This is a genomic window from Mycobacteroides sp. PCS013 (assembly GCF_049532645.1).
Taxonomy (GTDB): Bacteria; Actinomycetota; Actinomycetes; order Mycobacteriales; family Mycobacteriaceae; genus Mycobacterium; species Mycobacterium gwanakae.
On the sequence record NZ_CP150131.1, the window covers coordinates 3,677,178 to 3,692,623 of the forward strand.

A 15,446-nucleotide genomic window follows, 5' to 3' on the forward strand; every position below is an offset into this window, starting at 1 on the left:
ACCGCAGCATCAATGCAGCTGCCCGATTTTCTTGTCGAGTTCTGGTCCCGACAGCGGGCTCTTGACCACCTGGGCATTGCCGTCAGATCCCAGGAACGCGAAAGCCGGCTGATGGGTGACGTCGTACAGCGCCCACACCGCGGCATCGGTATCGGCCAGCTGAACAAAGGTGAGGCCGTACTTGGTCACGAAGTCCCGCATCGCGGACACCTGGTCCTGCGCCGCCACCCCCACAAAGGTGACATCCGGATGCGCAGTGGCCGCCCGCTGCAGATCGGGCGCTTCCTTCTGACAGGTCGGGCACCACGGCGCCCAAAACCACAGCACCGCCTTCTTACCGGTCAGACTGCTGCCCGCGAAGTCGGCACCATCGATGGTCTTGGCGCTGAAGTTCAGCAACCGCGAGGACTGCGACGACGACGAGCCAGCCGTGGAGGTGTCGTTCTTGTCGGCCCCGGAGCAACCGGTCAGTCCGATACCCAGAGCCAGCACCGCGATAGCCGAAACCGCAACGCGTGATATCACTTTCCCTCGTTTCGCCGCATTCTCATCAACTCACGCCCATCTCGCACACTCACCGTAACCATCGACGCAACGCGCCCGCGCTCGGGTGTGCGGCCTTACGTACGCTGGCAGTCATGGACTTCCGGGTATTCGTTGAACCGCAGCAGGGCGCCACCTACTCCGATCAGCTGCGGGTGGCACAGGCCGCCGAAGAACTGGGATTCTCCGCGTTCTTCCGGTCCGATCACTACCTGGCGATGGGTGGTGCCGACGGGCTGCCCGGCCCCACTGACACATGGGTGACACTGGGAGCGATCGCCCGGGAGACCACCAGCATCCGGCTGGGCACCCTGGTCACCTCGGCTACCTTCCGCCATCCGGGACCGCTTGCCATCACTGTTGCACAAGTAGACGAGATGAGCAGCGGCAGAGTAGATCTCGGCCTGGGCGCCGGTTGGTTCAGCGAGGAGCACGAGGCGTACGCCATTCCCTTCCCGCCGCTGGGCGAGCGGTTCGATCGTCTGGAAGAGCAGCTCGACATCCTCACCGGCCTGTGGTCCACACCTACCGGCGACACCTACTCCTATGCGGGCACGCACTACACGGTGACCGACTCCCCCGCGCTGCCCAAACCTGTGCAGGAGCCGCATCCGCCGATCGTGATCGGCGGGCTCGGCGCCAAGCGCACTCCGGCACTCGCCGCCCGTTTTGCCGCCGAGTTCAACGTGCCGTTTCAGCCCGTCGATGTCGTCACCGGTCAGTACGCACGAGTGGCGCAAGCGGTCGAAGCCGCTGGGCGGCCGGCAGATTCGATGATCTACTCGGCGGCCTTCGCGTTGTGCGTCGGCGATACGGATGCCGATATCGCGCGCCGCGCGGCCAATGCCCGCCGCGAGGTGGACGAGATCACCGAGAACAGCCCGCTTGCGGGCACTCCCGACGTGGTGGCGGACAAGCTGGGCACCTACATCGACGCCGGGGTCCAGCGGGTCTACGCCCAACTACTCGATATCCGGGATCTGGATCACCTGGAGTTCTTCGCTTCGACGGTAATCCCCCAGTTCGGCTGACATTCTTCGGTTAGGCTCCGCGCGATGAGTGAGCACGAGACACCGAACGCTCCCGACGACGACGAGAGCTACTTCTCGGGGATGATCGAGGAGAGCGAGAAGCCGACGCCCTGGTATCGAACGGGGCCGGCGATCGTCGGCACCATCGCTGCCGTCATCGCGATCGTCGCGGTGCTCATGACCATCGTGTTGTCCACGGACAAGCGCGTGGTCAACGACAACACACCGCTGACGACGACATCGCCGACGCCGAGTACCACCACCACTGAGCCTTCACCTGAATCGTCGTCGACGACCACCGAGACCACGACCATCGAATCGACGCAGGAGCCGGTGCCGCCCGCGCCGACCTCCGAGCCCACGTACTACGACACCCCGACCTCGACGACGTACCAGTGGCAGGCGCCCGCGATCCCCTCACCGCCAGCTATTCCACCGATTCCGCAGATCCCACAGATCCCGCCTATTCCACAGATCCCGCAAATACCGGGGCTGTAAGGGAGTTGGGTTACGCTCCGGATCATGTCCTACCCGGAGCCGCCAGAAGACCCGACGATGTACAACGAGCAGTACCACGATCAGGGACCTGATGGGCCCAACCCTTGGTACAAGCAGCCGGCCGTGCTCATTGCCCTGGCAGGAGCGGCGGTGGCGGTCATCGCGGTGATCATCGCCTTCGTGATTACCCGAAGCGACAAGCCTGCCCCCGCTGGGAGCACCACCTCGGTGACATCCGCGACGACCAGCAGTTCGGCACCGGCCAACTCCGGCGGTCACGAGGGGCATGGCGGCTCCGGTAGCACCACCGGCGGCAACTCCACGGTGACCGAGACCGTCTCCGAGTCGCCGAGTCAGAGCGCCGAAACGACGACCACTGCGCCGACGACCACGACCACCACTACGGATACGACGACCACCACGACCACTCAGCCGACGACTACGACAACGACGGCCCCGCCGACCACCACGACCGGACGCTCAGTGGTGATCCCGATTCCCGGCGGCGGCAACGTCCAGGTGCCCGTTGGCGGTCAGTGAGCCATCCGGATTCCCGGCGGACCTGTGACGCCCTGACGGGTCCTGCCGGGTTTTCCGGGGGACGCCTCGTTCCATAGGTGACCTGCCGCGCACAGCGCAACGACGAAGGACAGCACACCGATCGGGATCGCCCAGAGGCGACGCGTATCGAGCTTGGCGGCGCACTGGTCGTGGTAGTTGGTCGACTGATTCGCACCGGAACTCATCTTGTCCAGCTCCGCGCTCCGGGTGAGTCGGGGCCCCACGGGCATACCGCAGGTCACCGACTGGGTGGCACCGCCCGTGTCGACTTGAATAGACACCGGTGTGAGCAGGACGGCCATCGCGATGATCGTCGCGATACCGCATACGCCTGAAAGGACTCCGCGTCCGTGCATACCTGGGACGCTACGCCGTCAAGGGCACGCAATGATGGTGATTCGATATCCGAAGCGACAAAAAACTGGACGCGAATTTCAGCAGGCTGCGCTCTTGGCGGTGCGGCAGATCGGTGCCGCCACATCGCGCAGAACCTGCTGCTCATCGACCTCTACCCAGGGCGAACCGACAGCACCCGTGACGGCGTTGGTGACGGTCAGCTCGGCCACCGTTCCGGTACCGGGCGGCTCCACCACATACAGCCGGTACTGCGGCTGCTTGCCACCCTGCGCCGGCAGCGTCACCGTGGCCGCATGACCATTGGGTAGGTCGACCACATTGACCTGAGCGCCAACGGCGTTGAAGCAGCGATCCAGCCGTGCGCGCAGCGACCGATAGACAGTCGACGCGTACTGGTCGGTCACCGAGGTATCGCCGGGCCAGTGCGCGATCACCTCCACCGCCGTCCACCCGGACTCATCCGAAGTGACTGTCGAGGAAGCAGATTCGGGCGATTGCGGCAGACTCTCTCCCAGCGAGAAGCAGAGATTCGCTGACCAGAAGGCCGGGCGGTCAACCGACGTTGCGTTGCGCGACAAGGGAGCCCAGTGTGCGACGTGATCCATGGGGACATCCCGCGGGTTGATCCACACCGTGTCGGGCACAGGCTTCGGATCCGCCGCGGCCGGAGCCGCGGTGCCCAGGCAGGCGATCACAGCGATCGCCGGAATTGCCCGCTGCCACCCGCGCATCGTCACAGAAGTCCCTCGCTAGCAGGAGCCCTTGCACAGCGGCTGGGCAAGGGCGCGCAGAACCGTCGCGTCATCGACGGGCTTCCATGGCGAGGGCTCGCGGCCGGTGCGGGGCACGGTGACGGCAAGCTCGGAAACGGTGCCCGACTCCGGCGGAACCACGTTGTAGATGTGCACCTCGCTGGTGGGGTTATCGCGCTCCTTGCCGATCAGCAGGGTCGCCGCAAAGCCGTACCACGAGGGCGCCGGGCGCAGGTCGACGCTGATGACGTCGCCTACTCCCGGGCAGTAGTTGAGCTGAGATCGAATACCACTCTGGAAGGCCGCGGCCCCATCGGTATTTCCGTCGGGCCACTGTCCAGCCGCCTGCACCACGGATGCCGCGACGCCCGACGCGGCCTGGGTGGCGATGGCCGAGGCCGGCGGAAGGACGTCCGACGACGGGGCGCCGCAGAGCCGCATGCTGAGGAAGGAAGCCCTGCCGGTTGCGGTCGGGTTGGCCGCTGACCAGTGGTATTCGCTGTTCATTGGGATCTCACCGGGGCTGATCCACACGCCCGCGGGCACCGGCCTGGGGGCGGGCCCGGCCGGATTGGGGGTGGGCTCCGCCACTGCCGTCGCCGTGCCGAATCCGGCCATCAGGATTACGGTCGCGGCAGACAGGCGCATCATCATCTGCTCAGTATGCCGGGCGCTCGTGCGCAGACAACTGGGTGAGTATGCCTTCTGCACTGCGGGCAGCCGCTAAACACAGCCGGCTGGTGAACGGATCGTTGAGTGGATATGCGGCCCGCGCGCGCCAGCGTCCCACCGCGTCCAGGGCGGCACGCCGCGGATCCGGGCGGGTCTCGTCCAGACCTAGGCGGGCGGCCGGTTCCGTGCCGGAGGCTCCCAGCAGTCTGCGGATGAGCACCGTCTCGTGTTCGGTGAGCGTGGTGGTTCGGGAGGACAACTCTGCCAACAGCCGTAGCTCATCGAAGGCGTGAGTGTCAGCGAGCAGGGGGTCGATGTCGTCGATCACCGGGCGGCCGCCCTGGACCGGGTAGGACGTCAGCACCTGACGGGCCGAGAGCAGCGCGGTATGAGATTTCAGGATGCCCGCGCGCTGACCGAATTGGTTGGCGATGATGTTGTGCAGTTCCACCAGACCACTGCGTTCGAGGAGTTCCTCGGCCAGCCCGGTGGCGGTGATCTCGGAGGTGCCTGCGACCCGGATGACGGCCACCGCGATCCGGATACCGAACATCCCGAATCGATGTAGCAGTGCGGCCCGGGTCTGTGGGTCAACCGGAAGCGAATCATCTTCGCGCACAAACCTATCCACGGACAGCAGTGCCTTGGCCAGCACCTGCGGATCCACTTCCGCGAGTTTCTGCAGTGCGATGAACTCTGCTTGCCGCAGTGTGCGGGCGGTCAGCGCCAGCAGCCCGGCGACCGGTACCACGGCCTGACAGATCCCGGTGCGTTCCATCTCGCCGGCGAACCGGGCGGACACCTCACGCGCGGACAGCATCGCGTCGAGACGGCCCACCCCGATCTCATCCGCACGCGATACGACGCCAATCACCCCGACAGCTCCCCCACGCTCGCCGCCGACAAGCTTGCCGATCTGGGTGAGCAGGCCGATATCGGCGGCGTTCAGGCTGCGCAGCAGGAAGATCACTGCATCCACCCGTGGCACTCCATCCTCGGGCACCAACAGCGCGAGACTGCGCTCTGAGACCTCGGTGGACAGCGACGAAGTCCCTGGGGTGTCTATCAGGGTGATCTCATTCAATTCCGGTGCGGGCCAGTGAACGTCGAGGTCTGCCACCGAGGCCGGGTCCAGCCGGTCGAGTTCGAAGGAAAGGCCGCCGTCACGACGGATCGGGATGTCCTGGCGCACGCCGCTGAACAGATTGGCCGTGACCTGCGGAGCGGCGCCGTGACGGAACCACGCCACGATCCGGGTGGCCTCGGTGGCATCCGTGGGTGCAATGTCTTCTCCGACAAGCGCATTGACCAATGTTGACTTGCCGGCATTGAGAGTTCCGGCGATGGCCACCCGGATCGGTTCGTCGAGCCGGGCAGCAATACGGCTCAGCTCGTCATGTGGCTCCGCGATCCGCGCGTACCGCGAATCACTCTGGTAGGCGCGCATGGCCTCACCGATGATGGCACGGGCCTGCTCGATGGTGCTCATGCGGACGGACGCAGCCCTTCCAGTCCGTCGATATGCGTGTTGACCTGGCGCAGGATATGCAATTGGCGCTCCACCTCACGGGTGCGCGCATCGCGATCCTCGGCCTCCAGCCGCGCCGATGCAATGGCCGCCTGTAGCGATTCGTTGAGCGAGCGCGTGGTCTGGTTGGCGATATCGCGGAAATGGTCCCGGAGCTGGCGCTGCACCAGGCGCAGCCGGTCGCGTGATTCCTTGAGCACCACGAAGGACACGTCGTCGAGGAAGCGGCGGACGTTCGTCTTGGCCTCACCCCGGATGCGCAGCATCCGGTTCTCCATGTCTTCGTTGTAGGTCTTCTTTCCCAGCATCGCACCGGCCCCCAACGAGATCAGGTTGAACATCCCGAGCCCTGCGACGGTGGTCAGCATGCCGAACATGATGACACCGCCGTAGGAACCACGCAGCCCGGTGATGGCCTTGTGCCCCAACTTGATCGGCTTGGCTTCCAGCTTCGACAGCGACTTCAGGTCACTCAGATCCGCGCCCATCTCGCTGGCCCGCAGCCGGGGCATCTTCACCGAGTCCATGCCGGCGGTGGCGAAGGTCTCGGCCACCTGAGCGGCCAGGTGCATCGCCCGCTGATGTGCCCAGACGAAGTTGTTTCCCACCGAGTTGGCCACGGCCTGCTCGAGTTTGGCGCCGACCTCGGCCCAGTTCTTGGTGGGATCGGTGCGGTCGATCACCTCTTCGGTCCGCTGCAGGATCCGCCGGAATCGTGATTGCAGATCGTGCTCGACATCGGTCGACACATCGGTGATGCCATCACCGAGAACCTGCTGCCACAGTGCGGTATGAGCCAGCGCCTCCTCGGCCTCACGCTTACGGCGTTCCAGGTCTGAGGTGAGCTCATCGCGGCTCTGCGGATCCTGCAGAGCACTGAGCTCGGCGTCCAGGGTGAGCGTGAGATGCTCCGATGCCGAACCGATCTCGGCGACCGCCTGCTGTCGCGAGCTGGCCTGATGGTCCGCGATGGCATTGCTGAGGAATGTCACCAATGCGGGGAAGTTGGACTCCGCATTGAGTTCCTTGTCGTTGAGCTGCAACGCGTGCGAACGCAGCGCCGACGACACCGTAATGGCCGGCACGGCGATCTTGGCCTGGTGCAGATGCGCGGAGTTGGCAGCCACCACCTCGCGCCAGTGCGGGTACAGATCCGTCTTGGTGTTGACGATAGCCGCGACGGGGCACAGGTCGAGCGCCTGCTGGATGAAAACCAGTTCGGGTTCGGTGAATTCGGAACTGAGATCGCTGACCATGAGCATGACATCGGCGTCCGGCAGCAGCCCAAGGGTGCTCGACAGGTGCGGCTGACCGAACCCGCCGACGCCGGGCGTATCCACCAGGCACAGACCACTTTTGAGCATCGGGCTGGCAACCTTGATTTCCACCCGAAGCACCTCGCGGCCCTGCGCCTGCGGTGCGCGCTTGAGGTCCTTGCCGATATCGGCCACCGGAATCGGGGTGATCTCGGGTTCTCCGGCCAGTCCCCCGCCGTCATATTGTTCGGCGGGAGCAACCACCAGGGCGGCCGAGGGCTGCTCGCCGTAGCTGATAACGGTTGTCACCGAAGTGGTTTCGTCATCGCCCACACGCGCGACCGGCATGTTGAGCAGCGAGTTCACCAGCTGACTCTTGCCCTGTTTGAGCTGTCCTGCCACCACCACGCGCAGCGGACGGTCCACCAGAAGGCTGTCCACCCGGTCCAGGCGGTCGATCAGATCGCCCCGATCGTTCTCGCCCGCGATCTTGCGCACATGCCCCAGCAGCTCGTTGACGAGCGCCAGCTGCTGCTGGCCGTCCTGCGCGGTGTCCGACACGGTTCCCTAACCCTTCTGGCTCGAAATTCCTCATTACTGTGCCATTTCTTCTGGCCGGCACAGTTCAATCCGGTATCCATGCCGATGCCCCGCACCATTACTGGTGCGGGGCATCGCGCCCGGGGACTAGTGGTGCTCGGTTCCCGGAAGGGTGGTGTGGTCGGCGGCCGACGCGTGACCCTGGGCCTGTGCCTGGGCCTCGAATCCGGTACCGGCCGCGCCATGCGAGCCCAACGAAGAGTTGAACGACTCGTTCATCGAGGAGCTGTGCGAAGCGTTAAGCGGGCTGCTCAGCGAATCGTTGATGGCGCTGCTGTGCGAGTTGCTCACCGCGGTGCTGCTGGATGCGGAGTGCGAGGTGTTCAGCGAGTCGTTGATCGCGTTGGTGTGCGAGTTGCTCAGCGAGGTGCCGGTGTGCGCCTGGTTGTTGGACGCGATGTCGGTGTTCACCTTGTTGTGCGATGCGATATCGGTGTTGGTGCTGGTGCTCGTCTGGTTGTGCGAGCCGATATCGGTCTGTGTCTTCACCTGGTTGTGCGAGGCGATGTCGGTGTGGGTGGTGTTACCCGAGCCGATGTTCGTCGAGCGATCGGTGTTGAACGAATCGTTGATGTTGGTGGTGTTGCGCTGCGAGTGGTCGTCCACGACGGTCACGCTCTTGTCGATACCGGCCGAGCCGTGCCCGCTGACGTTGGTGTAATCACCGCCGACCCGAGTCTGGCTCTGGTCGACACCGACCTTGCTGCCGTGGTCGGCGTTGATGATGTTGCTATCGCGCACATCGCCGTTGACCGCGGTAGATCCCTTGCCGGAGGCGATGGGTCCGGAGTTGCTTCCGCCCACGGCCACCGCACCGTCGCCGATGGCGTTGGTGTCGCGGTTACCGAACTGCAGGTCGCCGAAGCTCAGGTCCAGCAGCGGGCCACGGTTGAAGCTGTCGACGTTGCCGCTCGGGCTCATGACCTGGTTACCGCTCGCGATCGGGTTGTGGCTCGCGAACTCGGTGTCGTTGTGGCTCATGAAGTCGTTGTTGCGGGGGCTGAAGTTGTCCCGGGGGCTCAGCAGAGACGGCGACAGGATGCTCGGGGCATCGGGCTGTGCGGCGTAGTAGTTCTGCAGGTTGCCCGACAGGTCGTTCATCGGGTTGCCGGTGTTGACCCACTGCGACTGGTAGCCGTAGTTGGAGGCCACCGATTCGGCGACGACCGGCATGACCGCACCCACCTGTGCGGCGGTGACGGCCGACAGCCCGGCGTTGGCCAGCGAGGTCTGCGGGTCGGCGACGTAGCTTGCGGCCTGCACGGGGTCGCGGAAGAGGTTGAGGATGAAGTCGATGATGGACATTTGAGGTCTCCTTGGGGGATCGGAGTCAACCGGGTCTGTCCGGTCGAACTGAATACAAACCTACGAACCTGCAAGTGCCCTGGAAACGGGAGAACTTCCCCTTCTCCGCCAATCCCCCATGGGGGTCCGCTGCTGTCCCCATTAGGGGATTAGGGGGCCACTAGGGGTCGGGTTCTCCGGTCGCTCATCGTCACACCATCGCCCGGTTCCCGCCGCCAACGACTGGACGGCCACAACGCCCTGAACAGCACAGACGTGCTAAATACTATCGGCCTTAGTATTTATCTACTATCTTTCCTAGTAGTTAAATACTAAGTCGGTTAGTAGATCGAAAGAGGGAAACCGTGCGGCGAAGCGAGAACCGTCAGCGTGATATCTGGATCGCCGGGGCCCTGGGCGTGGTCATCGTCGTGCTGGCCACGTACCTGTTCTTCGATCACAGCGGCAAGAGCACCGCATCGGCCGGCTCGCCGGCGGCCACCGCCCACCACAACAGCCTGGCCCGGCTGCACACGAATGATCCGATGGCACTCGGCCCAATCGATGCGCCGGTAGTGCTGGTCGTCTACTCCGATTACCGCTGCCCTTTCTGCGCAAAGTTCAGCCGTGATACTGAGCCGCAACTCGTCGAGCGGTACGTCAACACCGGGAAGCTGCGCATCGAATGGCGTGATCTCCCGATCTTCGGGGCGCAATCGGTGCAGGCCGCCAAGGCCGGTAGAGCAGCAGCGGAACAAGGCAGGTTCTGGGAGTTCAACCGGACCGTGTATCGGCATGCACCGGATCGCGGCCACGCCGAGCTGACTGACGAGGTCCTCCTCGAACGTGCTCGCGAAGCTGGGGTCCCGGATCTGCCGCGATTCCAGGCAGCGGTCGCGGGCGATCGGCTACTGCCTGCCGTACAACAAGATATTCAGGAAGCTGTGGCGATCGGTGCGTCGTCGACGCCCGTCTTCGTGATCAACGACCAGCCTGTGGTGGGCGCGCAGCCCTTGGACGTCTTCGTATCGGTCATCGAGCAGGCTCAGCGGTGATCGATGTCGGGGTCCTCGGCGCCCTGCTCGGTGGTGTGCTGGCGTTGGTCAGCCCGTGCTCGGCGATGCTCCTGCCGTCGTTCTTCGCATACTCCTTTGACCGAGCCGGGCTGCTGCTGCGCAGGACCGGGCTCTTCTACCTGGGCATGCTCATCGTGCTGGTGCCGTTAGGTGCGGGCGTGGGCGCCGTCGGAGCGCTACTCACCGAATACCGTTCCCAGGTGACAACGGTGGGAGGCGTGTTGATGATCGCGCTCGGTGTGGCGATCATCGCCGGGTTCGGCTTCCGTATCGGCCCGGCGGCGCGGGTGGCGGCTCGCCTCGACCTGTCCTCGGGCCTGTCGGTCCTGATGCTCGGCACCGTGTACGCGCTCGCGGGATTCTGCTCCGGGCCGATACTCGGGAGTGTGTTGACGGTGGCCGCCATCGGCTCCAGCCCGGTCTATGGCGCTTTACTCATGGCGCTGTACTCACTGGGCATGGCAGCGCCCTTGTTCGTACTGGCATTCGCCTGGGGACGGTTGAGGCTGGCTGACCGACGCTGGGTGCGGGGAACCGAGATCCGGATCGGACGGCTGCGAACCCATTCCACAAACCTCATCTCCGGTGGGATGTTCATCGTGATCGGCATATTCTTTGTGGCCACCGACGGGACGGCTGCACTCGGTGGGATCACCGGCAGCGATACTCAATTCGACATGCAAGCGAGGCTGCAGGACCTGACCTCGCACCTCCCGAACGCGGCCGTCGCGCTCGGGATCGCCTGCGCCGCATTCGCAGTAGTTCTGATGCGTCTGCTGTATCCCCGCACCGCTACGGCGCGCGGCGCCCGAGACCAAAGTGACAGAACGAGAGAGGACACCGATGACCGCACCTAGCCAGAAGGAGACAGCGCGTGCGTGACATGTTCGGCCTCGGTGAGCGGGAGTCGACGATCATGGAGGTGCTGTGGTCCGCGGCCGAACCGGTGACTGTCCGTGATGTCCTGGATCGACTGGAGCGCCCCTTGGCGTACACGACAGTCATGACGGTCCTCGACAACCTGCACAACAAAGGGCACGTCACCCGCGAAAAGGTCGGGCGGGCGTTTCGCTACCGGGCGGCGCAAACGCGGGAAGCCGTGGCCGCACAGATGGTCCGGGAAGTCCTGGCCGCCAGCGGCGATGCCGAAGGGGTGCTTTTGCACTTCGCGGGATCTGCCTCCCCCGAGGAATCCACGGTGCTGCGCAGAATTCTCCGCCGGGGCGGCCTGACATGACCGTCGCCCTGGTGTTGATGGCGAGTGCGGCCCTCATTGGTGTCGCCGGACCGGCATGTCTGCGGCCGACCGTGCGTCCCACCCTGCTGCCGGCCGCAGCGCTGGCCGCGTGGCTCGGAGCGCTGATGGCCTTCCTCGTACTCACGGCGTTGTCCGCGATGCTGCTGCTCTTTCCTCACATACTGGATACCCGCGGTGTCACGACGCTGGTGGGCGGATGTCTGAGCGGAACCATCCCGCACTCATCCTTCGGAACCCTTGTTCAGCTTGGGATCTCGCTACTGCCGCTGACCATCCTGGCCCGGGTCGCGTTTGTGGCCGTTCGGGGCCTGCGCGCTGCGCGCCGGCACCGCGCCCGCCACTTCTGGATGCTGCGGGCGGCGACGTGCCACTCCGGACAAGTCCATTGGATCGATGACCCGCGGCCGATCGCCTACAGCCTCGGGGGTGCTCGCGGGGCGGTGGTCGCCACTCACGGCATCCGCAGCCTCGGCGAAAAGCAGTGCGCGGCAGTGATCGAGCATGAATTGGCACACATTCGCGGCAGGCACCACGTGGCCGTGTTGTGTGCCGATATCGCGGCAGCGGCACTGCCGATACTGCCGTTGATGCGCCGTGCGCCGGGAATGGTGCGGCTGATGGTGGAGCTGGCAGCCGACGATGCGGCAGCGCGGGCCCACGGGCCGCGGACCGTGCACGCCGCGCTGCTGGCCATGAGCAAGTCGGGCATGGCCGTGCGTGGCGCACTGAACATGTCCAGCGAATCGGTGGCGGTGCGACTCATATGGCTGCGAGCCCAGGGACCCACCTGCCGTGCATCGATAGGACGCTGCCGACTGATGCTCGGCTTCGCGTTACTTCCCACGGCCCTTGCGGGCGCGGTGTTGGTGGCGCTGTTCAGGGCGTATTGCACGTTCTGAGACCCGGCCGGATCGACGAGGAGAGTTCATGAACATTCAGCGCGCCGGTCAGATCGCGCGTTGGGCCATTCCCACCGGCGCCCGCCTGGTGTTCGGCGTCATCTTCCTGTTGGAGGGGACCCAGAAGATCTTCGGCTGGTGGAGCGGATCACCTACCGGTTCCGGACATCCCGAGCCATTCCTCAACTGGCCGTACTGGTGGGCGGGCGTGTTCGAGCTCGCCCTCGGCGTCCTGCTGACAGTGGGATTGTGGACACGAGTGTCCGCGGTTCTCGCGGCGGGAATGATGGCGTACGCGTACTTCTTCGAGCACCTGCCGGTGCACTGGGAACCCATGCAAAACGGTGGAGCCTTCGCGGCCACATTCTGCTGGGGGTTTCTGCTCCTGGCCCTCGTGGCAGATGACACCCGGCTATCGCTCGACCGTGTGCGCGCCCGCCGCACTCAGAGCTAGAACTGGTCGATTCCGGGATCGTGATCGATTCCGGCCTGATGGCCAAGGTCTCCATGATCGAAGAACGGATCCTGCAGACCCGCATCGCCGGAACCGCCGGCTCCCAGTTCGGAACCGAAATGCTGGGGCTCGAACCCGGCTGCGTCCAACCCGGACGGGGATGCGTGCAACGGAGCCTGGAACTGGTCGATCGCGGCCACCGCACTGTCGGCCGATGGACCGAACTGGTCGGGGACGGTGATCGCGTCCTGACGAACGCTCAGGTCCGATACCGCATTGGTCGCCGCGTGCAGACCCGCATCCAGGCTCGGATCATGCGTGGGCGCGGTGAACGGCGAATCGAACGCCTCGAAGGCACTGGTCGCCGCACCACTTGCCCAGATGTTGTCGGCAGGAATTGCGGTCTGCACCGCATGCGTCAGATCGGTGGCCGCCGGGTTCGCGGCGAACTGCGAGGCCTGTGTTCCCAGGGCGGCCGGTATCGACTCGCTGACCACCGGGATCAGCGCGGAGACATCTGCGGGCTGGACTCCGTCCAGGTGCGCATCGGCAATGACTTGTTCGGGATTGGCCGCGTATTGCGCAGCCATATCCTGGTCACGGACCAGTGCCATGACGAAATCCAACAGGTTATTGCCCATGTCTGCGATGGTAGGAGCCACCGGGAACCTCGGCTACGGGGCGCGACCCGTTTCCCACCAGTGCCCATTGGGGGACGCGCGTTAGGGGATATGTCGTCATTAGGGGGTGTGACGACCGTCATCCCCTACTGTTGGGCTGCGGGGTGAAACGCCACAGCGCCGCAAAACGAACGGATAGGTATGGCCAACGCACTGGGACTGTCGATCGGCGCCACTCAACTGGTCGCGACAGCCGACGACTCGCAGAGCCAACCCGTGGTGCGCAGTTCGATCCTCACCCTGCATGAGGACGGTCCGCCCGAGGTTGGAGTACCGAGCCATCCAGGTTTGACGCTCACCGGATTCGTCGGCAGAGTCGGCGACCCCGTCGGCATCGTGGCGGCGGACGGATCGGTTCACCGGGCCGAATGGGCACTCACCGAGGCCATGCGCGTGCTGATCGCCGACGCAGCCTCCGCTGCCGAATTCACCGCGCCTCCTGCACTGTCCGCATCAATTCCCGCGCATTGGAGCCCGCAGACCGTCGCCACGCTCCGGGACGCGATCGACCGCGTTCCCGCCCTCGCTCCGGGCGGCCGGCAGCTCAAGTTGATCCCCGATGCGCGCGCTGCCCTGGAGTCGCTGGCCACGGGACCGGGAGTGCCCGACCGCGGTGTCGTGGTGGTGTGCGATCTCGGCGGCTCGGGTACCAGCATCACCCTGGCCGATGCGGCCCGGGGATTCCAGCAGATCGGGCAGACCGTCCGGTTCGTCGAGTTCTCCGGCCAGCAGATTGACCAAATGCTCCTGACGCAGGTCCTCACCGACCTGAACCAGGATCCCGAGGGCACCACATCGGTCGGCGCGCTGACCAGACTGCGCGATCAGTGCAGGTTGGCCAAGGAGCGGCTCTCCGGCGAGACCGCGACCTCGGTGCCGGTGGCGCTTCCCGGCATCACCACCGACGTTCGGCTCACCCGCGCCGAACTCGAAGACCATCTGCGCGGCCCGCTCTCCAGCTTGATCAACGCCATTCAGGACACCGTGGAACGCAACGGTATTCATCCGGCGAACATCAACGCGGTCGCCTCGGTGGGTGGTGGTGCCAACATTCCTCTTGTCACCCAACAACTTTCCGAGCGGATGCGAGTACCGGTCATCACCGGACCCCAGCCACAGCTTGCGGCCGCCCAGGGCGTGGCCTTGCTGGCCACCCGGCCCGACCTGCCGCCGCAAGATGCCACCGCGATGCGGCCGGTCGAGCAACCGCCGGGCGATGCCACCATGATGCGCCCGGCGCCCACCGGCACCGGAACCTTTGCCGCTCCGGTGGCTGCGGCCGCCAACGATGCACCGGAATTGGCTTGGTCCCAAGATGATTCGGCCCCCGACCTGGCTCCGCTGCAAGAGACCGGCTACCAGAGCGGATACAGCACCGGATACACCGTCGACCTCGACGACGAGTACCAGGGTCCGGCCGAACCCACCACCGCCCGTCCCGAGCTTCAGTTCAGCCACGAACCGTATGCGGCCGACGACGATTACGACGACTACCCGCCGCTGCCGTGGTACCGCCGGCCGCTGGTGTGGTTCATCGCTGCGGCGGCGGTGGCCGGCATCGCCTTCACCGGAATGATGGTGTCACTGACCAGCAATGAGTCGCCGGCCCCCGCCCCAACCACACCGAGCGTGAGCGTGGTGCCGAGCACAGGCGATGCCCCGGCCGAGCCGCCCCCGTCGCCCGAACCTCCGCCACCACCGCAGACCCACACCGTGACGCAGTCGGTGCAACCGCCGCCGCCCTCGCCGGAGCCTCCTCCGCCGCCTCCACCGACGACGACAACCACACCTCCGACAACCACGACAACAACCACCACCACAACGACGACCACGACAACTACCACCCCGCCGACCACCACAACGACACCACCAACCACGACGACCACTCAGCCGCCGACAACAACCACGCAGCCGCCCTCCACGTCCACGTCGCGCCCCATGATCACGATCCCGGGGTTGCCGCCGATCCCGATCGGTCCGCGCAACTGAGCGCCCCT

General features: G+C 65.3%; 17 protein-coding genes. 9 read left to right on the forward strand and 8 right to left on the reverse strand.

All coding sequences use genetic code 11. From position 1 onward, the window contains the following. Nucleotides 1-9: 9 nt before the first annotated feature. Entirely contained in the window at nucleotides 10-525 is a 516-nt protein-coding gene (locus RHO23_RS18295) for a redoxin domain-containing protein (protein WP_423488136.1), read from the reverse strand. A 113-nt stretch (nucleotides 526-638) separates the two neighbouring features. Here RHO23_RS18295 and RHO23_RS18300 point away from each other — a divergent pair, with 113 nt between their 5' ends. From RHO23_RS18300 to RHO23_RS18310, 3 genes are read left to right on the forward strand one after another with little or no spacing between them, the layout of a single operon-like run. After that, nucleotides 639-1,574 (forward strand): LLM class F420-dependent oxidoreductase, encoded by a 936-nt coding sequence (locus RHO23_RS18300; protein WP_423488137.1) that lies wholly within the window; start codon nucleotides 639-641, stop codon nucleotides 1,572-1,574. Nucleotides 1,575-1,598: 24 nt separating this feature from the next. Continuing rightward, nucleotides 1,599-2,072 (forward strand): hypothetical protein, encoded by a 474-nt coding sequence (locus RHO23_RS18305; protein ID WP_423488138.1) that lies wholly within the window; start codon nucleotides 1,599-1,601, stop codon nucleotides 2,070-2,072. A gap of 57 nt (nucleotides 2,073-2,129) precedes the next feature. Beyond that, entirely contained in the window at nucleotides 2,130-2,612 is a 483-nt protein-coding gene (locus RHO23_RS18310) for a hypothetical protein (protein WP_030097173.1), read from the forward strand. Here the strand turns inward: RHO23_RS18310 and RHO23_RS18315 are convergent. The 6 genes from RHO23_RS18315 to RHO23_RS18340 form a co-directional block, all read right to left on the reverse strand. Then, the gene (locus tag RHO23_RS18315) at nucleotides 2,606-2,989 is read right to left on the reverse strand and encodes a hypothetical protein (RefSeq protein WP_070921076.1); all 384 of its coding nucleotides are present in this window, start codon (nucleotides 2,987-2,989) and stop codon (nucleotides 2,606-2,608) included. The two genes, RHO23_RS18310 and RHO23_RS18315, sit on opposite strands and share 7 nt — an antisense overlap. Nucleotides 2,990-3,067: 78 nt before the next feature. Beyond that, nucleotides 3,068-3,721 carry a hypothetical protein gene (locus tag RHO23_RS18320; protein WP_057968939.1) on the reverse strand — a complete coding sequence of 218 codons (654 nt, stop codon included), beginning with the start codon at nucleotides 3,719-3,721 and terminating at the stop codon, nucleotides 3,068-3,070. 18 nt (nucleotides 3,722-3,739) lie between these two features. After that, nucleotides 3,740-4,396 carry a hypothetical protein gene (locus RHO23_RS18325; protein WP_057968938.1) on the reverse strand — a complete coding sequence of 219 codons (657 nt, stop codon included), beginning with the start codon at nucleotides 4,394-4,396 and terminating at the stop codon, nucleotides 3,740-3,742. A gap of 4 nt (nucleotides 4,397-4,400) precedes the next feature. Next, nucleotides 4,401-5,903 (reverse strand): dynamin family protein, encoded by a 1,503-nt coding sequence (locus tag RHO23_RS18330; protein ID WP_057968937.1) that lies wholly within the window; start codon nucleotides 5,901-5,903, stop codon nucleotides 4,401-4,403. Further along, nucleotides 5,900-7,759, reverse strand: coding sequence for a dynamin family protein (locus tag RHO23_RS18335; protein WP_423488139.1), 1,860 nt, complete (start codon nucleotides 7,757-7,759; stop codon nucleotides 5,900-5,902). The genes RHO23_RS18330 and RHO23_RS18335 overlap by 4 nt, the downstream gene beginning before the upstream one ends. A 126-nt stretch (nucleotides 7,760-7,885) precedes the next feature. After that, complete coding sequence (locus RHO23_RS18340; protein WP_057968936.1) at nucleotides 7,886-9,103, reverse strand: IniB N-terminal domain-containing protein; 1,218 nt, start codon at nucleotides 9,101-9,103, stop codon at nucleotides 7,886-7,888. A gap of 344 nt (nucleotides 9,104-9,447) precedes the next feature. Between RHO23_RS18340 and RHO23_RS18345 the strand changes: the two genes are divergently transcribed. Genes RHO23_RS18345 through RHO23_RS18365 form a run of 5 tightly spaced genes read left to right on the forward strand, consistent with a single transcriptional unit; the run spans nucleotide 9,448 to nucleotide 12,769 of the window. Further along, on the forward strand, nucleotides 9,448-10,137 hold the full coding sequence (locus RHO23_RS18345; RefSeq protein ID WP_057966225.1) for a DsbA family protein: 690 nt from the start codon (nucleotides 9,448-9,450) through the stop codon (nucleotides 10,135-10,137). After that, nucleotides 10,134-11,015, forward strand: a complete 882-nt coding sequence (locus RHO23_RS18350) for a cytochrome c biogenesis CcdA family protein (RefSeq protein ID WP_423488140.1) — start codon at nucleotides 10,134-10,136, stop codon at nucleotides 11,013-11,015. Before RHO23_RS18345 ends, RHO23_RS18350 begins: the two co-directional genes overlap by 4 nt. A 17-nt stretch (nucleotides 11,016-11,032) precedes the next feature. Further along, the gene (locus tag RHO23_RS18355) at nucleotides 11,033-11,395 is read left to right on the forward strand and encodes a BlaI/MecI/CopY family transcriptional regulator (RefSeq protein WP_078284891.1); all 363 of its coding nucleotides are present in this window, start codon (nucleotides 11,033-11,035) and stop codon (nucleotides 11,393-11,395) included. Then, nucleotides 11,392-12,315 (forward strand): M56 family metallopeptidase, encoded by a 924-nt coding sequence (locus RHO23_RS18360; RefSeq protein WP_057968934.1) that lies wholly within the window; start codon nucleotides 11,392-11,394, stop codon nucleotides 12,313-12,315. Before RHO23_RS18355 ends, RHO23_RS18360 begins: the two co-directional genes overlap by 4 nt. A 28-nt stretch (nucleotides 12,316-12,343) precedes the next feature. After that, nucleotides 12,344-12,769 (forward strand): DoxX family protein, encoded by a 426-nt coding sequence (locus tag RHO23_RS18365; protein WP_423488141.1) that lies wholly within the window; start codon nucleotides 12,344-12,346, stop codon nucleotides 12,767-12,769. Here RHO23_RS18365 and RHO23_RS18370 read toward each other — a convergent pair. Then, on the reverse strand, nucleotides 12,766-13,410 hold the full coding sequence (locus tag RHO23_RS18370) for an Rv0340 family IniB-related protein (protein ID WP_057966221.1): 645 nt from the start codon (nucleotides 13,408-13,410) through the stop codon (nucleotides 12,766-12,768). The genes RHO23_RS18365 and RHO23_RS18370 overlap by 4 nt on opposite strands. 180 nt (nucleotides 13,411-13,590) lie before the next feature. Here RHO23_RS18370 and RHO23_RS18375 point away from each other — a divergent pair, with 180 nt between their 5' ends. Continuing rightward, nucleotides 13,591-15,438, forward strand: coding sequence for an Hsp70 family protein (locus RHO23_RS18375; RefSeq protein WP_070915749.1), 1,848 nt, complete (start codon nucleotides 13,591-13,593; stop codon nucleotides 15,436-15,438). Nucleotides 15,439-15,446 lie beyond the last annotated feature (8 nt).

Coding starts and splice junctions, on each gene's coding strand:
- RHO23_RS18300 (WP_423488137.1), top strand. CDS start 639: ATGGACTTCCGGGTATTCGTTGAACCGCAGCAGGGCGCCACCTACTCC.
- RHO23_RS18305 (WP_423488138.1), top strand. CDS start 1,599: ATGAGTGAGCACGAGACACCGAACGCTCCCGACGACGACGAGAGCTAC.
- RHO23_RS18310 (WP_030097173.1), top strand. CDS start 2,130: ATGTACAACGAGCAGTACCACGATCAGGGACCTGATGGGCCCAACCCT.
- RHO23_RS18315 (WP_070921076.1), bottom strand. CDS start 2,989: ATGCACGGACGCGGAGTCCTTTCAGGCGTATGCGGTATCGCGACGATC.
- RHO23_RS18320 (WP_057968939.1), bottom strand. CDS start 3,721: ATGCGCGGGTGGCAGCGGGCAATTCCGGCGATCGCTGTGATCGCCTGC.
- RHO23_RS18325 (WP_057968938.1), bottom strand. CDS start 4,396: ATGATGATGCGCCTGTCTGCCGCGACCGTAATCCTGATGGCCGGATTC.
- RHO23_RS18330 (WP_057968937.1), bottom strand. CDS start 5,903: ATGAGCACCATCGAGCAGGCCCGTGCCATCATCGGTGAGGCCATGCGC.
- RHO23_RS18340 (WP_057968936.1), bottom strand. CDS start 9,103: ATGTCCATCATCGACTTCATCCTCAACCTCTTCCGCGACCCCGTGCAG.
- RHO23_RS18360 (WP_057968934.1), top strand. CDS start 11,392: ATGACCGTCGCCCTGGTGTTGATGGCGAGTGCGGCCCTCATTGGTGTC.
- RHO23_RS18365 (WP_423488141.1), top strand. CDS start 12,344: ATGAACATTCAGCGCGCCGGTCAGATCGCGCGTTGGGCCATTCCCACC.
- RHO23_RS18370 (WP_057966221.1), bottom strand. CDS start 13,410: ATGGGCAATAACCTGTTGGATTTCGTCATGGCACTGGTCCGTGACCAG.
- RHO23_RS18375 (WP_070915749.1), top strand. CDS start 13,591: ATGGCCAACGCACTGGGACTGTCGATCGGCGCCACTCAACTGGTCGCG.